Origin of the sequence: Rhizobium sp. PL01, assembly GCF_033447125.1 — a bacterium.
Taxonomy (GTDB): Bacteria; Pseudomonadota; Alphaproteobacteria; order Rhizobiales; family Rhizobiaceae; genus Pararhizobium.
Genome location: NZ_JAWQUM010000002.1, coordinates 652,399 through 667,271, shown reverse-complemented (window position 1 = coordinate 667,271; position 14,873 = coordinate 652,399). Strand labels below are relative to the sequence as shown.

At 57.6% G+C, this 14,873-nt stretch carries 26 protein-coding genes and 1 pseudogene; all 27 read left to right on the top strand.

The window, feature by feature from the left end; all coding sequences use genetic code 11:
- Positions 1-247 (top strand): annotated as a pseudogene (gene tuf, locus R6X40_RS07740) (elongation factor Tu); the annotation flags it as partial.
- 292 nt (positions 248-539) lie between these two features.
- The gene (rpsJ, locus tag R6X40_RS07735; RefSeq protein ID WP_003507767.1) at positions 540-848 is read left to right on the top strand and encodes a 30S ribosomal protein S10; all 309 of its coding nucleotides are present in this window, start codon (positions 540-542) and stop codon (positions 846-848) included.
- A 153-nt stretch (positions 849-1,001) separates the two neighbouring features.
- The gene (gene rplC / locus R6X40_RS07730) at positions 1,002-1,682 is read left to right on the top strand and encodes a 50S ribosomal protein L3 (protein ID WP_318412344.1); all 681 of its coding nucleotides are present in this window, start codon (positions 1,002-1,004) and stop codon (positions 1,680-1,682) included.
- Between the two features lie 12 nt (positions 1,683-1,694).
- Positions 1,695-2,315 (top strand): 50S ribosomal protein L4, encoded by a 621-nt coding sequence (gene rplD, locus R6X40_RS07725; protein WP_318412343.1) that lies wholly within the window; start codon positions 1,695-1,697, stop codon positions 2,313-2,315.
- Positions 2,312-2,605 (top strand): 50S ribosomal protein L23, encoded by a 294-nt coding sequence (locus R6X40_RS07720; protein WP_113317587.1) that lies wholly within the window; start codon positions 2,312-2,314, stop codon positions 2,603-2,605. The genes rplD and R6X40_RS07720 overlap by 4 nt, the downstream gene beginning before the upstream one ends.
- Before the next feature lie 11 nt (positions 2,606-2,616).
- A complete protein-coding gene (gene rplB / locus R6X40_RS07715) occupies positions 2,617-3,453 on the top strand; it encodes a 50S ribosomal protein L2 (RefSeq protein ID WP_113243431.1) in 837 nt (278 codons plus the stop codon).
- Positions 3,454-3,468: 15 nt separating this feature from the next.
- Positions 3,469-3,747, top strand: a complete 279-nt coding sequence (gene rpsS / locus R6X40_RS07710) for a 30S ribosomal protein S19 (protein WP_037100590.1) — start codon at positions 3,469-3,471, stop codon at positions 3,745-3,747.
- Between the two features lie 2 nt (positions 3,748-3,749).
- Positions 3,750-4,139: a 50S ribosomal protein L22 gene (gene rplV, locus R6X40_RS07705; RefSeq protein WP_318412340.1), complete on the top strand. Its 390-nt coding sequence runs from the start codon at positions 3,750-3,752 to the stop codon at positions 4,137-4,139.
- Complete coding sequence (gene rpsC / locus R6X40_RS07700) at positions 4,139-4,852, top strand: 30S ribosomal protein S3 (protein WP_318412339.1); 714 nt, start codon at positions 4,139-4,141, stop codon at positions 4,850-4,852. The genes rplV and rpsC overlap by 1 nt, the downstream gene beginning before the upstream one ends.
- A gap of 38 nt (positions 4,853-4,890) precedes the next feature.
- On the top strand, positions 4,891-5,304 hold the full coding sequence (rplP, locus tag R6X40_RS07695) for a 50S ribosomal protein L16 (protein ID WP_018239489.1): 414 nt from the start codon (positions 4,891-4,893) through the stop codon (positions 5,302-5,304).
- Between the two features lie 13 nt (positions 5,305-5,317).
- Positions 5,318-5,518, top strand: a complete 201-nt coding sequence (gene rpmC / locus R6X40_RS07690) for a 50S ribosomal protein L29 (protein ID WP_113243433.1) — start codon at positions 5,318-5,320, stop codon at positions 5,516-5,518.
- A gap of 12 nt (positions 5,519-5,530) precedes the next feature.
- Positions 5,531-5,767: a 30S ribosomal protein S17 gene (gene rpsQ / locus R6X40_RS07685; protein ID WP_113317589.1), complete on the top strand. Its 237-nt coding sequence runs from the start codon at positions 5,531-5,533 to the stop codon at positions 5,765-5,767.
- A gap of 238 nt (positions 5,768-6,005) precedes the next feature.
- Positions 6,006-6,374, top strand: coding sequence for a 50S ribosomal protein L14 (gene rplN, locus R6X40_RS07680; protein ID WP_018328276.1), 369 nt, complete (start codon positions 6,006-6,008; stop codon positions 6,372-6,374).
- A 12-nt stretch (positions 6,375-6,386) separates the two neighbouring features.
- A complete protein-coding gene (gene rplX, locus R6X40_RS07675; protein ID WP_113317590.1) occupies positions 6,387-6,698 on the top strand; it encodes a 50S ribosomal protein L24 in 312 nt (103 codons plus the stop codon).
- Entirely contained in the window at positions 6,691-7,251 is a 561-nt protein-coding gene (rplE, locus tag R6X40_RS07670; RefSeq protein WP_318412335.1) for a 50S ribosomal protein L5, read from the top strand. The genes rplX and rplE overlap by 8 nt, the downstream gene beginning before the upstream one ends.
- 31 nt (positions 7,252-7,282) lie before the next feature.
- Entirely contained in the window at positions 7,283-7,588 is a 306-nt protein-coding gene (gene rpsN, locus R6X40_RS07665) for a 30S ribosomal protein S14 (RefSeq protein WP_318412334.1), read from the top strand.
- A gap of 12 nt (positions 7,589-7,600) precedes the next feature.
- Positions 7,601-7,999 (top strand): 30S ribosomal protein S8, encoded by a 399-nt coding sequence (rpsH, locus tag R6X40_RS07660; protein WP_056335736.1) that lies wholly within the window; start codon positions 7,601-7,603, stop codon positions 7,997-7,999.
- A gap of 43 nt (positions 8,000-8,042) precedes the next feature.
- Entirely contained in the window at positions 8,043-8,579 is a 537-nt protein-coding gene (gene rplF, locus R6X40_RS07655) for a 50S ribosomal protein L6 (protein WP_318412333.1), read from the top strand.
- A gap of 12 nt (positions 8,580-8,591) precedes the next feature.
- The gene (gene rplR, locus R6X40_RS07650) at positions 8,592-8,954 is read left to right on the top strand and encodes a 50S ribosomal protein L18 (protein ID WP_318412332.1); all 363 of its coding nucleotides are present in this window, start codon (positions 8,592-8,594) and stop codon (positions 8,952-8,954) included.
- Between the two features lie 130 nt (positions 8,955-9,084).
- On the top strand, positions 9,085-9,654 hold the full coding sequence (rpsE, locus tag R6X40_RS07645; RefSeq protein ID WP_037169472.1) for a 30S ribosomal protein S5: 570 nt from the start codon (positions 9,085-9,087) through the stop codon (positions 9,652-9,654).
- Between the two features lie 12 nt (positions 9,655-9,666).
- Positions 9,667-9,870 carry a 50S ribosomal protein L30 gene (gene rpmD / locus R6X40_RS07640; protein WP_209845954.1) on the top strand — a complete coding sequence of 68 codons (204 nt, stop codon included), beginning with the start codon at positions 9,667-9,669 and terminating at the stop codon, positions 9,868-9,870.
- 13 nt (positions 9,871-9,883) lie between these two features.
- Entirely contained in the window at positions 9,884-10,354 is a 471-nt protein-coding gene (gene rplO / locus R6X40_RS07635; RefSeq protein WP_318412329.1) for a 50S ribosomal protein L15, read from the top strand.
- 240 nt (positions 10,355-10,594) lie between these two features.
- The gene (gene secY, locus R6X40_RS07630; protein WP_113317593.1) at positions 10,595-11,935 is read left to right on the top strand and encodes a preprotein translocase subunit SecY; all 1,341 of its coding nucleotides are present in this window, start codon (positions 10,595-10,597) and stop codon (positions 11,933-11,935) included.
- On the top strand, positions 11,932-12,528 hold the full coding sequence (locus R6X40_RS07625) for an adenylate kinase (protein ID WP_318412326.1): 597 nt from the start codon (positions 11,932-11,934) through the stop codon (positions 12,526-12,528). The genes secY and R6X40_RS07625 overlap by 4 nt, the downstream gene beginning before the upstream one ends.
- 226 nt (positions 12,529-12,754) lie before the next feature.
- Positions 12,755-13,123: a 30S ribosomal protein S13 gene (rpsM, locus tag R6X40_RS07620; protein ID WP_071832785.1), complete on the top strand. Its 369-nt coding sequence runs from the start codon at positions 12,755-12,757 to the stop codon at positions 13,121-13,123.
- Positions 13,124-13,359: 236 nt separating this feature from the next.
- A complete protein-coding gene (gene rpsK / locus R6X40_RS07615) occupies positions 13,360-13,749 on the top strand; it encodes a 30S ribosomal protein S11 (RefSeq protein ID WP_018328263.1) in 390 nt (129 codons plus the stop codon).
- Positions 13,750-13,849: 100 nt separating this feature from the next.
- Positions 13,850-14,860, top strand: a complete 1,011-nt coding sequence (locus tag R6X40_RS07610; protein WP_060638418.1) for a DNA-directed RNA polymerase subunit alpha — start codon at positions 13,850-13,852, stop codon at positions 14,858-14,860.
- Positions 14,861-14,873: the final 13 nt, after the last annotated feature.

Sequence of the window (14,873 nt, the reverse complement as noted above, 5' to 3'; positions counted from 1 at the left end):
GAAGGAAGAAGGCGGCCGTCATACACCGTTCTTCACCAACTACCGTCCGCAGTTCTACTTCCGCACAACGGACGTGACCGGCATCGTGTCGCTTCCTGAAGGCACGGAAATGGTTATGCCTGGTGACAACGTCACGGTTTCCGTCGAGCTGATCGTTCCGATCGCGATGGAAGAAAAGCTGCGCTTCGCTATCCGCGAAGGCGGCCGCACCGTCGGCGCCGGCATCGTAGCCTCCATCGTCGAGTAATTTACTCGGTTGGGAAGCGGCGCGTTATAAGCGCCGCTTCCTTGAAATTTTGCTGGTCGAAGCCTGCACCTGAAGGTGTATGCCTCTCGAATTGACGGAAGTGCGAAAAATCGTGCTTTCGTGGGCGTTCGGTCATTGTGTCGGACGCCGATTCCGTATATGTGCGGGTCGAATTGCAGAAACGGACAGAGAGTGATTTGCTCTTTGTGCTCTTTGAAGCATCAGCACCCGGAAACGACTAACGAACTGCCTCAATTTGTGGCATTCGCTAACAACAACAAGGATAACTCGAATGAACGGCCAGAATATCCGTATCCGCCTCAAGGCGTTTGATCACCGGATTCTTGATGCCTCCACGCGGGAAATCGTTTCGACGGCCAAGCGCACAGGCGCTTCGGTCCGTGGTCCGGTGCCGCTTCCTACGCGGATTGAAAAGTTTACTGTCAACCGCTCGCCCCACGTCGACAAGAAGAGCCGTGAGCAGTTCGAGATGCGCACCCACAAGCGCCTCCTCGATATCGTCGATCCTACTCCGCAGACTGTTGACGCGCTGATGAAGCTCGACCTCGCTGCCGGCGTAGACGTGGAAATCAAGCTTTAAAAACAAGGAAGGTACGTGGACTTCGGTCCAACGGCTTCCAAAAACGGGCGACCCTCAATTTTCCGGCCAAGTGGGCGGGTGATCCGAGGGAGACCTTAAACCAGAGATGTAACGGGGTTTTCTCCGTTGCTAACTCTTAAGAGGAATGAACCAATGCGTTCAGGTGTGATTGCACAGAAGATTGGGATGACCCGCGTCTATAACGACGCTGGTGAGCATATCCCGGTTACAGTATTGCGGATGGAAAACTGCCAAGTGGTAGCCCATCGCACAGAAGACAAGAATGGCTACACCGCAGTTCAGCTCGGTGCGGGTCAGGCTAAAGTCAAGAACACGAGCAAGCCGTTGCGTGGTCAGTTCGCTGCCGCCAACGTAGAGCCGAAAGCCAAGGTCATTGAGTTCCGCGTTTCGTCGGACAATCTGATCGATGTCGGCGCTGAGCTTACTGCAAACCATTTCGTCGCCGGCCAGCTGGTCGACGTGACCGGTACATCTTCCGGTAAGGGTTTTGCCGGTGCCATGAAGCGCCACAACTTCGGCGGTCTGCGTGCAACGCACGGCGTGTCCGTATCGCACCGTTCGCATGGTTCGACTGGTTCCAACCAGGATCCGGGCCGCGTCTGGAAGGGTAAGCGCATGGCTGGCCACATGGGTCAGACACGCATTACCACCCAGAACCTGGAAGTGGTCTCCACCGATGAAGACCGCGGTCTGATCCTCGTCAAGGGCGCCGTACCCGGCTCCAAGGGCGCATGGATCGTCGTTCGCGACGCCATCAAGTCCGGCACTCCGGCTGACGCTCCGCGTCCTGCCGCTGTGCGCGCAGCCAAGTAAGGGGGCCAGATCATGGATCTCAACGTCACCACACTCGAGGGCAAAGAGGCCGGTACGGTTTCCCTGTCCGACGCGATTTTCGGCCTTGAGCCGCGCGAAGATATCATTGCCCGCGTCGTTCGCTGGCAGCTTGCTAAGAAGCAGCAGGGTACGCACAAGGCAAAGGGTCGTGCAGAAATCGCACGCACCGGCGCCAAGATGTTCAAGCAGAAGGGTACGGGCCGCGCTCGTCACCATTCGGCTCGTGCTCCGCAGTTCCGCGGCGGTGGTAAGGCTCATGGCCCGGTTGTTCGCAGCCACGCCCATGACCTGCCCAAGAAGGTTCGTGCTCTCGGCCTGCGCCATGCGCTGTCCGCTAAGCTGCGTGCCGAAGAGCTGATCATCGTTGACAACCTGGTTGCTGCTGAAGCCAAGACGAAGGTGCTGACCGGCGCATTCGCAACGCTCGGCCTGACCAACGTGTTGTTCATCGGCGGCGCCGAACTCGACAGCAATTTCAAGCTCGCAGCTCAGAACATCCCGAACGTGGACGTTCTGCCGGTGCAGGGCATCAACGTTTATGACATTCTGCGCCGCGGCAAGCTCGTCCTGTCCAAGGCTGCAGTTGAAGCTCTTGAGGAGCGGTTCAAATGACTAACCTTCGCCACTATGATGTGATCCTCGCTCCGTCGATCACCGAAAAGTCGACGCTGGTTTCTGAACAGAACCAGATCATCTTCAACGTCGCCAAGGATGCGTCGAAGCCTGAAATCAAGGCTGCAATCGAGGCACTGTTCGGCGTCAAGGTTACGGCTGTCAACACGCTGGTCCGCAAGGGCAAGCTGAAGCGCTTCCGTGGCTTCGCTGGCCGGCAAAAGGACGTCAAGAAGGCTATCGTCACGCTCGCTGACGGTCAGACCATCGACGTCTCCACCGGACTCTGAGGAATAGAACAATGGCATTGAAAAGTTTCAATCCGACCACCCCGAGCCAGCGCCAGCTGGTCATCGTCGACCGGTCCGGCCTGCACAAGGGCAAACCAGTCAAGTCGCTGACCGAAGGCCTGTCCTCCAAGGGCGGACGTAACAACACTGGCCGCATCACCGTGCGCTACCAGGGTGGTGGTCACAAGCGTACCTACCGCCTGATCGACTTCAAGCGTCGCAAGTTCGACGTTGAAGGCACGGTTGAGCGTCTGGAATACGACCCGAACCGCACGGCGTTCATCGCGCTGATCAACTATGCGGACGGCCAGCAGGCTTACATCATCGCTCCGCAGCGTCTCGCTGCCGGCGACAAGGTGATTGCTTCGGAAAAGCAGGTTGACGTGAAGCCAGGCAACACTATGCCGCTTCAGTACATGCCGGTTGGTTCGATCGTTCACAACGTCGAGATGAAGCCAGGCAAGGGCGGTCAGATCGCTCGTTCCGCTGGCGCCTACGTTCAGCTGGTCGGTCGCGACCAGGGCATGGCGATCCTTCGCCTGTCGTCTGGCGAACAGCGCCTGGTGCACGGCTCCTGCCTTGCAACGGTCGGTGCAGTCTCCAACCCTGACCACGGCAACATCAACGACGGCAAGGCCGGTCGTTCGGTGTGGCGTGGCAAGCGTCCGCACGTTCGCGGCGTCGTCATGAACCCTGTTGACCATCCGCACGGCGGTGGTGAAGGCCGCACCTCGGGTGGCCGTCATCCGGTTTCGCCTTGGGGTAAGCCCACCAAGGGCAAGCGTACGCGCTCGAACAAGTCGACCGACAAGTTCATCATGCGCTCGCGTCATCAGCGTAAGAAGTAAGAGAGGAAGTCTCCAATGACTCGTTCAGTATGGAAAGGTCCGTTTGTTGACGGCTATCTTCTCAAGAAGGCTGAGAAGGTTCGTGAAGGCGGCCGTAACGAAGTGATCAAGATGTGGAGCCGTCGCTCCACCATCCTGCCGCAGTTCGTCGGTCTCACGTTCGGCGTCTACAATGGCAGCAAGCATGTTCCGGTTAGTGTCAACGAAGACATGATCGGTCACAAGTTCGGTGAATTCTCTCCGACCCGGACCTATTACGGTCACGGTGCGGACAAGAAGGCAAAGAGGAAGTAATTATGGGTAAGGCAAAAGCCGAACGCCGGCTGAAGGATAACGAGGCGCAGGCAATCGCGCGCACGATCCGCGTCAGCCCCCAGAAGCTCAACCTGGTAGCTGCGATGATCCGCGGCAAGAAGGTCGACCGGGCTCTGGCCGAACTCGAGTTCTCGCGCAAGCGGATCTCGGACACTGTCAAGAAGACGTTGCAATCTGCGATCGCAAACGCAGAGAACAACCACGATCTCGACGTCGACAGCCTGATCGTAGCCGAGGCTTACGTTGGCAAGTCCATCGTCATGAAGCGTTTCCACGCTCGTGGCCGTGGCCGTGCATCGCGTATCGAAAAGCCTTTCGCGCATCTGACGATCGTTGTTCGCGAAGTCGAAGCTAAAGGGGAGGCCGCATAATGGGTCAGAAGATCAATCCAGTCGGCTTCCGCCTCGGCATCAACCGTACCTGGGATAGCCGCTGGTTCGCGGACAACGCAGAATACGGTCAGCTTCTTCACGAAGACCTGAAGATCCGTGCCTATGTCATGGAAGAGCTGAAGCAGGCCGGTATCGCCAAGGTGATCATCGAGCGTCCGCACAAGAAGTGCCGCGTGACGATCCACTCGGCTCGTCCGGGCCTGATCATCGGCAAGAAGGGCGCAGACATCGAAAAGCTGCGCAAGAAGATCGGCGAGATGACCAAGTCGGAAACGCACCTCAACATCGTTGAAGTGCGCAAGCCGGAAGTTGACTCGACGCTCGTCGCCCAGTCGATCGCTCAGCAGCTCGAACGCCGCGTGGCTTTCCGCCGTGCGATGAAGCGTGCCGTTCAGTCCGCAATGCGTCTTGGCGCCGAAGGCATCAAGATCACCTGCGGTGGTCGTCTCGGCGGTGCTGAAATCGCGCGTACCGAATGGTATCGTGAAGGCCGCGTGCCGTTGCACACGCTTCGCGCCGACATCGACTACGGTGTGGCTGAAGCCAAGACCGCTTTCGGTATTTGCGGCATCAAGGTCTGGATTTTCAAGGGCGAAATCCTCGAACACGATCCGATGGCTTCCGAGCGTCGTTCGTCCGAGGCAGATGCCCAGGGCCCCAGCAGCAACAACCGTCGTCGCGAAAACGCGTAACAGTCGTTCCTGGCAGCTAATATCGGAGAATTAAAAAAATGTTGCAGCCAAAGCGCACTAAGTACCGCAAGCAGTTCAAGGGACGCATCAAGGGCGTTGCCAAGGGCGGTTCCGACCTTGCTTTCGGTGAATTCGGCCTGAAGTCTCAGGAGCCGAACCGCGTAAACGCACGCGAGATCGAAGCGGCCCGCCGCGCGATCACCCGTCACATGAAACGTGCCGGCCGCGTATGGATCCGCGTATTCCCAGACGTACCGGTCACGGCAAAGCCGACCGAAGTCCGCATGGGTAAAGGTAAGGGTTCGGTTGAATATTGGGCTTGCAAGGTCAAGCCCGGCCGAATGATGTTTGAAATCGACGGCGTCAGCGAAGAACTCGCCCGTGAGGCGCTTCGCCTTGGTGCTGCGAAACTCTCTGTCAAGACGCGCTTCGTTCAGCGCATTGCAGAGTAAGGAGTAAAGCCCAATGAAAGCCGATACCATCCGCGCGCTCAGCGCCGATCAGCTCAACGAAGAGCTCGCCAAGCTGAAGAAAGAGCAGTTCAACCTGCGCTTCCAAAAGGCCACAGGCCAGCTCGAAAAGTCGTCGCGCATCAATGAAGTCCGCAAGGGCATTGCGCGCGTCAAAACCATTGCCCGCCAGAAGGCGGCAGAAGCCAAGGCTTAAGGATCTAAGAATATGCCAAAACGCATTCTGCAGGGCACAGTCGTCAGCGACAAGAACGATAAGACCGTCGTGGTCCGTGTCGAGCGTCGTTTCGCGCACCCGATCTTCCAGAAGACCGTTCGCCGGTCCAAGAAGTACAAGGCGCATGACGAGAACAACCAGTACAAGGTCGGCGATCAGGTTTCCATCGAGGAATGCGCGCCGATTTCTAAGGATAAGACCTGGACAGTGGTTTCCGCTCAGGCCTAATTCTTAAGAGTTTCGCATCCGGCCCTTGCGTCGGCTGCGAAAATCTGTATGAAGCAGCGTAAGGACGCTCGACTACGAGCGTTCTTTTGCTTTGAGCGCACGGAAGGTCCTGTTTAGGAAACCACCCTGGCAACGATCGATCCCGCGCGAGAACAGAAATTTAGAAGCTGGAACAGGGGGCCCTCAATCTGATGAGGTTGGCCCAACCGGTCCGGTCACAACAAGAAGGCGACCTGACATGATTCAGATGCAAACAAACCTCGACGTGGCGGATAATTCCGGCGCACGTCGTGTCATGTGCATCAAGGTGCTGGGCGGTTCCAAGCGCAAGTACGCTTCGGTCGGCGACATTATCGTCGTTTCGATCAAGGAAGCTATTCCGCGCGGCCGCGTCAAGAAGGGTGATGTGATGAAGGCGGTTGTGGTTCGCACAGCCAAGGACATCCGTCGTCCGGACGGCAGCGTCATCCGGTTCGATAACAACGCAGCTGTTCTTATCGACAACAAGAAAGAGCCGATCGGCACCCGTATCTTCGGACCGGTTCCGCGCGAACTTCGCGCCAAGAACCACATGAAGATCATCTCGCTGGCTCCAGAAGTACTGTAAGGAGCGATTGAGATGCAAAAAATTCGTAAGGGCGACAAAGTCGTCGTATTGACCGGCAAAGACAAGGGTCGTTCTGGGGAAGTTCTCCAGGTTCTGCCTAAGGAAGACCGGGCCGTTGTGCGTGGCGTAAACATGGTGAAGCGTCACCAGCGCCAGACCCAGGCCCAGGAAGCTGGTATCATCAACAAGGAAGCCTCCATTCACCTTTCCAACCTTGCGGTTTCCGACAAGGATGGCAAGCCGACCCGCGTCGGCTTCAAGGTTCTTGAGGACGGCAAGAAGGTCCGTGTGGCCAAGCGTTCGGGAGAAGTGATCGATGGCTGACGTCAAGAAGTACGAGCCGCGGCTCAAGGTTGATTACGTCGAGCGTATCACCAAGGCGATGCAGGAGAAGTTCTCCTACGCAAACGTCATGCAGATCCCACGCCTCGACAAGATCGTTATCAACATGGGTGTTGGTGAATCGACGGCTGACTCCAAGAAGCCAACGGTTGCTGCAGCAGACCTCGCAGCGATTGCCGGCCAGAAGCCGGTCATCACCAAGGCCCGCACCTCGATCGCCGGCTTCAAGCTGCGCGAAGACATGCCGATTGGCGCAAAGGTTACCCTGCGCGGCGTTCGCATGTACGAATTCCTGGACCGCCTGATCAACATCGCGCTTCCGCGCGTTCGAGATTTCCGCGGCCTGAATCCGAAGAGCTTTGACGGCCGTGGCAACTTCGCCATGGGTGTCAAGGAACACATTGTGTTCCCGGAGATCAACTACGACAAGGTTGATCAGATGTGGGGCATGGACATCATCGTTTGCACGACGGCAACGAACGACGACGAAGCTCGCGCTCTGCTCACAGAGTTCAACTTCCCGTTTCGCACGTAAGCCGTAACGACAAGCAGAAGGATTAAGTTGAATGGCGAAGACGAGCGCAATTGAAAAAAACAATCGCCGCCGTAAGTCGGTTGCCCAGGATGCGTCCAAGCGCGCAGTCCTGAAGGCAACCATCATGAACCAGTCTCTTCCGATCGAAGAGCGCTTCAAGGCAACTTTGAAGTTGGCGAGCCTGCCGCGTGACGGTTCCAAGACCCGCGTTCGCAACCGTTGCGAAGTGACCGGTCGTCCGCGCGCATATTATCGCAAACTCAAGATGTCGCGTATTGCGCTTCGTGAACTTGGCAATTTCGGCAAGGTGCCGGGCATTGTTAAGTCGAGCTGGTAAGGAGACGGGTAGATGGCAATGACTGATCCGCTGGGCGATATGCTCACCCGTATCCGCAACGGTGCTGCACGCCGCAAGTCGAGTGTTTCCACTCCGGCTTCCAAGCTGCGCGCACGCGTTCTGGATGTCCTTCAGGCTGAAGGCTACATCCGCGGTTACTCGGAAACAGAATTTGGTAACGGCAAGGCCGAGATCAATATCGAACTGAAATACTACGAAGGTGCGTCGGTGATCCGTGAGATCGGCCGCGTATCGAAGCCGGGCCGCCGAGTTTATGTCTCGGTCAAGTCCATTCCGCAGGTCGCGAACGGTCTCGGTATCACTATCCTTTCGACTCCGAAGGGTGTGATGGCCGATCATCAGGCACGCGAACAGAACGTTGGTGGCGAGGTTCTCTGCTCCGTATTCTAATACGGTAGCAGTGACCTCCATAACGGACAGACAGGTTTGAAATATGTCTCGTATCGGTAAAAAGCCCGTTCAGGTTCCTGCAGGTGTCACGGCCACGGTTAATGGCCAGACAGTGACTGCAAAGGGCCCGAAAGGCGAACTCTTCTTCGTTGCTAACGACGAAGTCGTCGTAAAGCTGGAAGACAACAACGCGGTGTCGGTGACCCCGGTTGACCAGTCCAAGGATGCTCGTTCGAAGTGGGGCATGTCCCGCACGATGATCGAAAACATCTTCAAGGGCGTCAAGGACGGTTACGAGCGCAAGCTCGAAATCAACGGCGTCGGTTACCGCGCGACGCTTCAGGGCAAGAACCTGCAGCTCGCACTCGGTTTCAGCCATGACGTTGTCTACCAGACTCCTGAAGGCATCTCGATTGCTGTGCCGAAGCCGACGGAAATCGTCGTTACCGGCATCGACAAGCAGCAGGTCGGCCAGGTCGCGGCGGAAATCCGCGAATACCGTGGTCCTGAGCCCTACAAGGGCAAGGGCGTTCGGTATGCAGGTGAGCGGATTGTCCGCAAAGAAGGCAAGAAGAAGTAAGGATCACGCGAAATGGCTACAAGGAAAGAGACACTTGTGCGCCGCGCCAGCCGCGTGCGCCGTCAAGTCAAGGCAGTGGCCAATGGCCGTCTGCGCCTGTCCGTTCATCGCTCGTCGAAGAACATCTACGCACAGGTTATCGATGATGTTGCTGGCAAGACCGTTGCGTCTGCCTCGACACTCGACACGGATCTGCGTCCGTCGCTTAAGACGGGTGCTGACACGGCAGCAGCTGCTGCCGTTGGCAAGCTCCTCGCAGAGCGCGCCTCGAAGGCTGGTGTCAAGGACGTTGTCTTTGACCGTGGCGCCTTCATCTATCACGGCCGCGTCAAGGCGCTCGCCGAGGCAGCCCGCGAGGGTGGCCTGAACTTCTGATGCAATTTCCAGGCATTCGTGTCTGGACTTATGAAAGTTGCACGGATACTACCCGGTCGCTTCGGTCTCGTACCGAAGCGACTTTTGTCAATCTGCCGATTGCACCCGGAAAAGAAAAAGGAAAAGGACAATGGCACAAGAAAAAAGAGGTTCGCGCGATGATCGCCAGAACCGCGAGGAGCGCGACAGCGAATTCGTTGACAAGCTCGTAGCAATCAACCGCGTCGCAAAAGTCGTCAAGGGCGGCCGTCGTTTCGGCTTTGCCGCTCTCGTCGTCGTTGGCGACCAGAAGGGCCGCGTTGGCTTCGGTCATGGCAAGGCACGTGAAGTGCCGGAAGCCATCCGTAAGGCCACCGAAGCTGCCAAGCGCGAACTGATCTTCGTTCCGCTGCGCTCGGGCCGTACGCTTCATCACGACGTTCATGGCCGTCACGGCGCAGGCAAGGTTCTGCTGCGTGCTGCCAAGGCCGGTACCGGTATCATTGCTGGTGGTCCGATGCGCGCCGTTTTCGAAACGCTCGGCATGCACGACGTTGTTGCGAAGTCGACGGGTTCCTCGAACCCGTACAACATGATTCGCGCCACGTTCGACGCCCTGAAGAGCCAGATGCACCCGAAGGATATCGCAGCTCAGCGCGGCATGAAGTATGCCACTCTGCAGGGCCGCCGCGTATCCGCCGGCGTTGCTTCCGAAGAATAAGGGAGCCAGACAATGGTCAAGAAAGAAGCTGCAAAGAAGACGGTTTCGGTCGAACAGATCGGTAGCCCCATTCGCCGCCCAGCCGTCCAGCGCGCAACGCTGATCGGTCTCGGTCTCAACAAGATGCACCGGGTTAGCGTTCTGGAAGATACACCTTCCGTCCGCGGCATGATCCGGGCCGTCCAGCACCTCGTTCGCGTCGTCGACGAGAAGTGAGGGGGATACCATCATGAAACTGAATGAAATCAAAGACAACGAAGGTTCTACCAAGAACCGCAAGCGTCTCGGCCGAGGTATCGGCTCCGGATCCGGCAAGACTGCCGGCCGCGGTGTCAAGGGTCAGAAGGCTCGTTCCGGCGTCGCCATCAATGGCTTCGAAGGCGGCCAGATGCCAATCTACCGCCGTCTGCCGAAGCGCGGCTTCAACAACATCTTCCGTTCGGATTTTGTTGTTGTGTCGCTCGGCCGTATCCAGATCGCCATCGACGCGAAGAAGCTTGATGCTTCCAAGACCATCGATGCTGCTGCTCTGACGGCTGCTGGCGTTATCCGTCGCGCCAGGGATGGCGTTCGGGTCCTCGCCGATGGCGAACTGAAGGCAAAGGTAACGATCGAAGTTGCCGGCGCTTCCAAGCCTGCGATCGAAAAGATCGAAAAGGCTGGCGGTTCGATCAAGTTGCTTTCGGGCGCTGCTGAATAATAAGTTGCTGATGAACCGCCCGGGGTGCTTCACACCGGGCGGTTTTGCTCCCATATGAGAGCCTCACAGATTGCACGGCCGGATTCGTCCGGCGCAGCAGAATATTGATCGGGAACCACGGTGAGGCGCGAGATTGCAGTTGCAGTCGTTTCCAAGCCGGTTTTCATAAAAAGAAGATAGCTCTTTCCGGATCTGACCGGGTTTCCCCGCGGGTTCCGAACTGGCTACGCGGAGAATTGCATGGCTTCTGCAGCGGAACAGCTCGCCTCCAACCTGAATTTTGCGACATTCGCAAAAGCCGAAGATCTGAAACGCCGCCTCTGGTTTACCCTTGGTGCGCTTCTGGTGTATCGCCTTGGCACCTATATTCCGCTGCCAGGCCTGAACCCGGAAGCTTTTGCACAGGCATTTGCCGGGCAGAGCGGGGGTATCCTCGGCCTTTTCAACATGTTTTCCGGCGGCGCCGTCGAGCGCATGGCGATTTTCGCCCTCGGCATCATGCCTTACATTTCCGCCTCCATCATTGTTCAGCTGATGACCTCCGTGGTTCCCTCGCTCGAGCAGTTGAAAAAGGAAGGCGAGCAGGGCCGCAAGGTCATCAACCAGTACACCCGCTACGGCACGGTGCTGCTCGGCACGCTGCAGGCCTATGGCATCGCAGTCGGCCTTGAGAGCGGCAACGGCCTCGTCGTTGATGCGGGCTGGTTCTTCCGGATCTCTACGGTCATTTCGCTGCTCGGTGGCACGATGTTCCTGATGTGGCTGGGCGAACAGATCACCTCGCGCGGTATCGGCAACGGTATTTCGCTGATCATCTTCGCCGGTATCGTCGCGCATCTGCCGACGGCTCTGGCCGGCACGCTTGAACTCGGCCGCACCGGCGCTCTGTCGACTCCGCTGATTCTCGCCATCATCGTCATGGTCGTTGCTGTTATCGCGCTGATCGTCTTCGTTGAGCGTGCCCAGCGCCGGCTTCTGATCCAGTATCCGAAGCGGCAAGTCGGCAACAAGATGTTCCAGGGTGACACCTCGCATCTGCCGCTGAAGCTCAACACCGCCGGCGTCATTCCTGCAATCTTCGCGTCGTCGCTGCTGCTTCTGCCGGCGACGCTTGCTGGCTTTGCCAACAGCGCTGTACTGCCAGGCTGGGCAACGACCATCGTTGCTGCCCTCGGCCACGGCAAGCCGCTCTACATGGTGCTCTACGGCGGCATGATCGCGTTCTTCGCCTTCTTCTACACGGCCATCGTTTTCAATCCGAAGGATACGGCCGACAATCTGAAGAAGCACGGCGGCTTCATCCTCGGTATTCGCCCAGGCGAGCGCACCGCTGAATACATCGACTACGTGTTGACGCGCATCACCGTGCTCGGCGCGATCTATCTGATGTTCGTCTGCATTCTGCCCGAAGTCATGATCGCGCAGACCGGCGTGCCGTTCTACCTTGGTGGTACGTCGCTTTTGATTGTTGTCAGCGTTACCCTTGATACTGTAGCACAGGTGCAGGGTCACTTGATTGCCCAGCAGTATGAGGGGCTGATCAAGAAATCAAAGCTGCGTGGAGGGAAGAGGGGCCGATGAGACTAATATTTTTAGGACCGCCGGGTGCAGGCAAGGGAACACAGGCCAAGCTCCTGACGGAAAAATACGGTATTCCGCAGCTTTCCACAGGCGATATGCTGCGGGCGGCCGTTCAGGCTGAAACCGAGGTTGGCAAGCGCGCCAAGGCCGTCATGGACGCCGGCCAGCTCGTTTCGGACGAGATCGTCAATGAAATCGTATCCGACCGGATCGATTCGGCTGACTGTGCGAATGGTTTCATCCTCGATGGCTATCCGCGCACCGTTCCGCAGGCTGTTGCCTTGGGCAAGATGCTTGCAGGCAAGGGATTGCGGCTCGATTCGGTTATCGAATTGAAAGTGGATGAAGATGCGCTTGTACGGCGCATTGAGAATCGCGTAGCAGAAACCATTGCCGCTGGCGGTAAGGTTCGCTCCGACGATAATCCGGAAGCATTCAAGAAGCGTCTTGTCGAGTATCGCGAGAAGACGGCGCCGTTGTCGCAGCATTATGCTGTGACGGGCGAGTTGAAGACAGTTGATGGAATGGCGCCGGTCGAGACCGTCACGTCTCAGATCAACGCAATTCTGGCATCGGCTTCGGCCGACGCCTAAAAGGCAGTTCTTGAAAAAGGACTGCCGGGGAGTTGACTTTTGCGGTCGATTCCTTCAAAGACCGCGCTAACTCGCAGCATGCTAGGGATCGGCGCGGATTTCAAAGACGAAGTCCGGGCGCGATTCTTTTGACGTGTTCCGAACAGAACTTTCACAGTCGGCCTCTCAAGGGCTGCATAACGAAGCACCTATTGCCGGATGGCAACTGGAAGCAAGGAGAACAGGCGTGGCACGTATCGCTGGCGTCAACATCCCGACGAGCAAGCGCGTAGTAATCGCGCTTCGTTACATTCACGGGATCGGAGCGAAGTTCGCACAGGAAATCGTCGAGAAGGTCGGTATTCCGGCTGAACGTCGTGTGCACCAATTGACGGATGCTGAAGTTCTTCAGATCCGCGAAGCTATCGACCGCGATTATCAGGTTGAAGGCGACCTGCGTCGCGAAACCTCGATGAACATCAAGCGTCTGATGGACCTGGGCTGCTACCGCGGTCTGCGTCACCGTCGTTCGCTGCCTGTTCGCGGTCAGCGCACGCACACCAATGCCCGCACCCGTAAGGGCCCGGCAAAGGCGATTGCAGGCAAGAAGAAGTAATTTCCCAGAAATGGGAAATGCAGAGGCTGGCGCTTGGCGCCGGCCTCTTTTGTGGTTTCGGATGGGCGCGCCTCGCGTCCCTCCGGTGGAGCTGCTGGAACTACGGCAGTGACGATATCGCCGCGCAGAACGGGTTTTCCGTTCGCGCATGACTTGAAAATTCAGGGCAGGGGTTATCCTCCGCCCGGTGGAGCCGCTGGTACTACGGCGGTGCAGAGATCAACGAAAGGTATACCATGGCCAAGGAAGCCACACGCGTTCGCCGTCGCGAGCGGAAAAACATTTCTACGGGCGTTGCACACGTCAACTCGTCGTTCAACAACACGATGATCACCATCACCGACGCACAGGGCAACGCGATTGCCTGGTCTTCGGCTGGTTCGAAGGGCTTCAAGGGCTCGCGTAAGTCGACCCCGTTCGCAGCCCAGATGGCTGCTGAAGATGCGGCCAAGAAGGCCCAGGAACACGGCATGAAGACGCTCGAAGTCGAAGTTTGCGGCCCGGGTTCCGGCCGTGAATCGGCTCTGCGTGCGCTTCAGGCTGCTGGCTTCATGATCACCTCGATCCGTGACGTCACGCCGATCCCGCACAATGGTTGCCGTCCGCGCAAGAAGCGCCGCGTTTAAGTTTACGCATTCATCCTGCCGGTGAGGGGGTTACCTCTCCCGGCGCTTCAAGGCTCGGTTGTCACGATTGGATGGTGGCAACGAACGGAAGGCAAAACATATGATTCAGAAAAACTGGCAGGAACTGATCAAGCCGAACAAGGTTGAGTTCTCCTCGACCGGCCGCACCAAGGTTAGCCTTGTTGCCGAGCCGTTGGAGCGTGGCTTTGGCCTGACCCTCGGCAACGCGCTTCGCCGCGTTCTTCTGTCGTCGCTTCGTGGTGCTGCTGTTACTGCAGTGCAGATCGACGGCGTTCTGCACGAGTTCTCCTCGATCCCGGGCGTCCGGGAAGACGTGACGGACATCGTGCTCAATATCAAGGAAATCGCCATCAAGATGGATGGCGACGACGCAAAGCGCATGGTTGTGCGCAAGCAGGGTCCGGGCGTTGTTACCGCCGGTGACATCCAGACGGTTGGCGATATCGAAATCCTCAACCCGAACCATGTGATCTGCACCCTCGACGAGGGCGCTGAAATCCGCATGGAGTTCACCGTCAACAACGGCAAGGGCTACGTGCCTGCGGACCGCAATCGTTCGGAAGATGCACCGATCGGCCTTATCCCGGTCGACAGCCTGTATTCGCCGGTCAAGAAAGTGTCCTACAAGGTGGAAAACACCCGTGAAGGCCAGGTTCTCGACTACGACAAGCTGTCGATGCAGATCGAGACCGATGGTTCGGTTACCGGTGAAGATGCAGTCGCTTTCGCGGCCCGCATCCTTCAGGACCAGCTCGGCGTTTTCGTCAACTTCGACGAACCGCAGAAGGAAGCCGAAGAAGAAGCCGTTACCGAATTGGCGTTCAACCCGGCACTGCTCAAGAAGGTCGACGAACTGGAACTTTCCGTCCGTTCGGCCAACTGCCTGAAGAACGACAACATCGTTTATATCGGCGACCTCATTCAGAAGACCGAAGCCGAAATGCTTCGTACTCCGAACTTTGGCCGCAAGTCGCTGAACGAAATCAAGGAAGTTCTCGCTTCCATGGGCCTGCATCTCGGCATGGAAGTGCCCGCATGGCCGCCCGAGAACATCGAAGATCTCGCCAAGCGTTACGAAGACCAGTATTAACAATAAAAAAGGC

Bases quoted from the DNA above. Each gene is read 5' to 3' on its own strand.
- secY (WP_113317593.1), top strand. From the start codon at position 10,595: ATGGCTTCTGCAGCGGAACAGCTCGCCTCCAACCTGAATTTTGCGACA.
- rplE (WP_318412335.1), top strand. From the start codon at position 6,691: ATGGCTGACGTCAAGAAGTACGAGCCGCGGCTCAAGGTTGATTACGTC.
- rplX (WP_113317590.1), top strand. From the start codon at position 6,387: ATGCAAAAAATTCGTAAGGGCGACAAAGTCGTCGTATTGACCGGCAAA.
- R6X40_RS07610 (WP_060638418.1), top strand. From the start codon at position 13,850: ATGATTCAGAAAAACTGGCAGGAACTGATCAAGCCGAACAAGGTTGAG.
- rpsK (WP_018328263.1), top strand. From the start codon at position 13,360: ATGGCCAAGGAAGCCACACGCGTTCGCCGTCGCGAGCGGAAAAACATT.
- rplV (WP_318412340.1), top strand. From the start codon at position 3,750: ATGGGTAAGGCAAAAGCCGAACGCCGGCTGAAGGATAACGAGGCGCAG.
- rpmD (WP_209845954.1), top strand. From the start codon at position 9,667: ATGGTCAAGAAAGAAGCTGCAAAGAAGACGGTTTCGGTCGAACAGATC.
- rpsH (WP_056335736.1), top strand. From the start codon at position 7,601: ATGGCAATGACTGATCCGCTGGGCGATATGCTCACCCGTATCCGCAAC.
- R6X40_RS07625 (WP_318412326.1), top strand. From the start codon at position 11,932: ATGAGACTAATATTTTTAGGACCGCCGGGTGCAGGCAAGGGAACACAG.
- rpsQ (WP_113317589.1), top strand. From the start codon at position 5,531: ATGCCAAAACGCATTCTGCAGGGCACAGTCGTCAGCGACAAGAACGAT.
- rpsE (WP_037169472.1), top strand. From the start codon at position 9,085: ATGGCACAAGAAAAAAGAGGTTCGCGCGATGATCGCCAGAACCGCGAG.
- R6X40_RS07720 (WP_113317587.1), top strand. From the start codon at position 2,312: ATGACTAACCTTCGCCACTATGATGTGATCCTCGCTCCGTCGATCACC.
- rplO (WP_318412329.1), top strand. From the start codon at position 9,884: ATGAAACTGAATGAAATCAAAGACAACGAAGGTTCTACCAAGAACCGC.
- rpsC (WP_318412339.1), top strand. From the start codon at position 4,139: ATGGGTCAGAAGATCAATCCAGTCGGCTTCCGCCTCGGCATCAACCGT.
- rpmC (WP_113243433.1), top strand. From the start codon at position 5,318: ATGAAAGCCGATACCATCCGCGCGCTCAGCGCCGATCAGCTCAACGAA.
- rpsS (WP_037100590.1), top strand. From the start codon at position 3,469: ATGACTCGTTCAGTATGGAAAGGTCCGTTTGTTGACGGCTATCTTCTC.
- rplR (WP_318412332.1), top strand. From the start codon at position 8,592: ATGGCTACAAGGAAAGAGACACTTGTGCGCCGCGCCAGCCGCGTGCGC.
- rplP (WP_018239489.1), top strand. From the start codon at position 4,891: ATGTTGCAGCCAAAGCGCACTAAGTACCGCAAGCAGTTCAAGGGACGC.
- rpsJ (WP_003507767.1), top strand. From the start codon at position 540: ATGAACGGCCAGAATATCCGTATCCGCCTCAAGGCGTTTGATCACCGG.
- rplN (WP_018328276.1), top strand. From the start codon at position 6,006: ATGATTCAGATGCAAACAAACCTCGACGTGGCGGATAATTCCGGCGCA.
- rplC (WP_318412344.1), top strand. From the start codon at position 1,002: ATGCGTTCAGGTGTGATTGCACAGAAGATTGGGATGACCCGCGTCTAT.
- rplB (WP_113243431.1), top strand. From the start codon at position 2,617: ATGGCATTGAAAAGTTTCAATCCGACCACCCCGAGCCAGCGCCAGCTG.
- rpsN (WP_318412334.1), top strand. From the start codon at position 7,283: ATGGCGAAGACGAGCGCAATTGAAAAAAACAATCGCCGCCGTAAGTCG.
- rplF (WP_318412333.1), top strand. From the start codon at position 8,043: ATGTCTCGTATCGGTAAAAAGCCCGTTCAGGTTCCTGCAGGTGTCACG.
- rplD (WP_318412343.1), top strand. From the start codon at position 1,695: ATGGATCTCAACGTCACCACACTCGAGGGCAAAGAGGCCGGTACGGTT.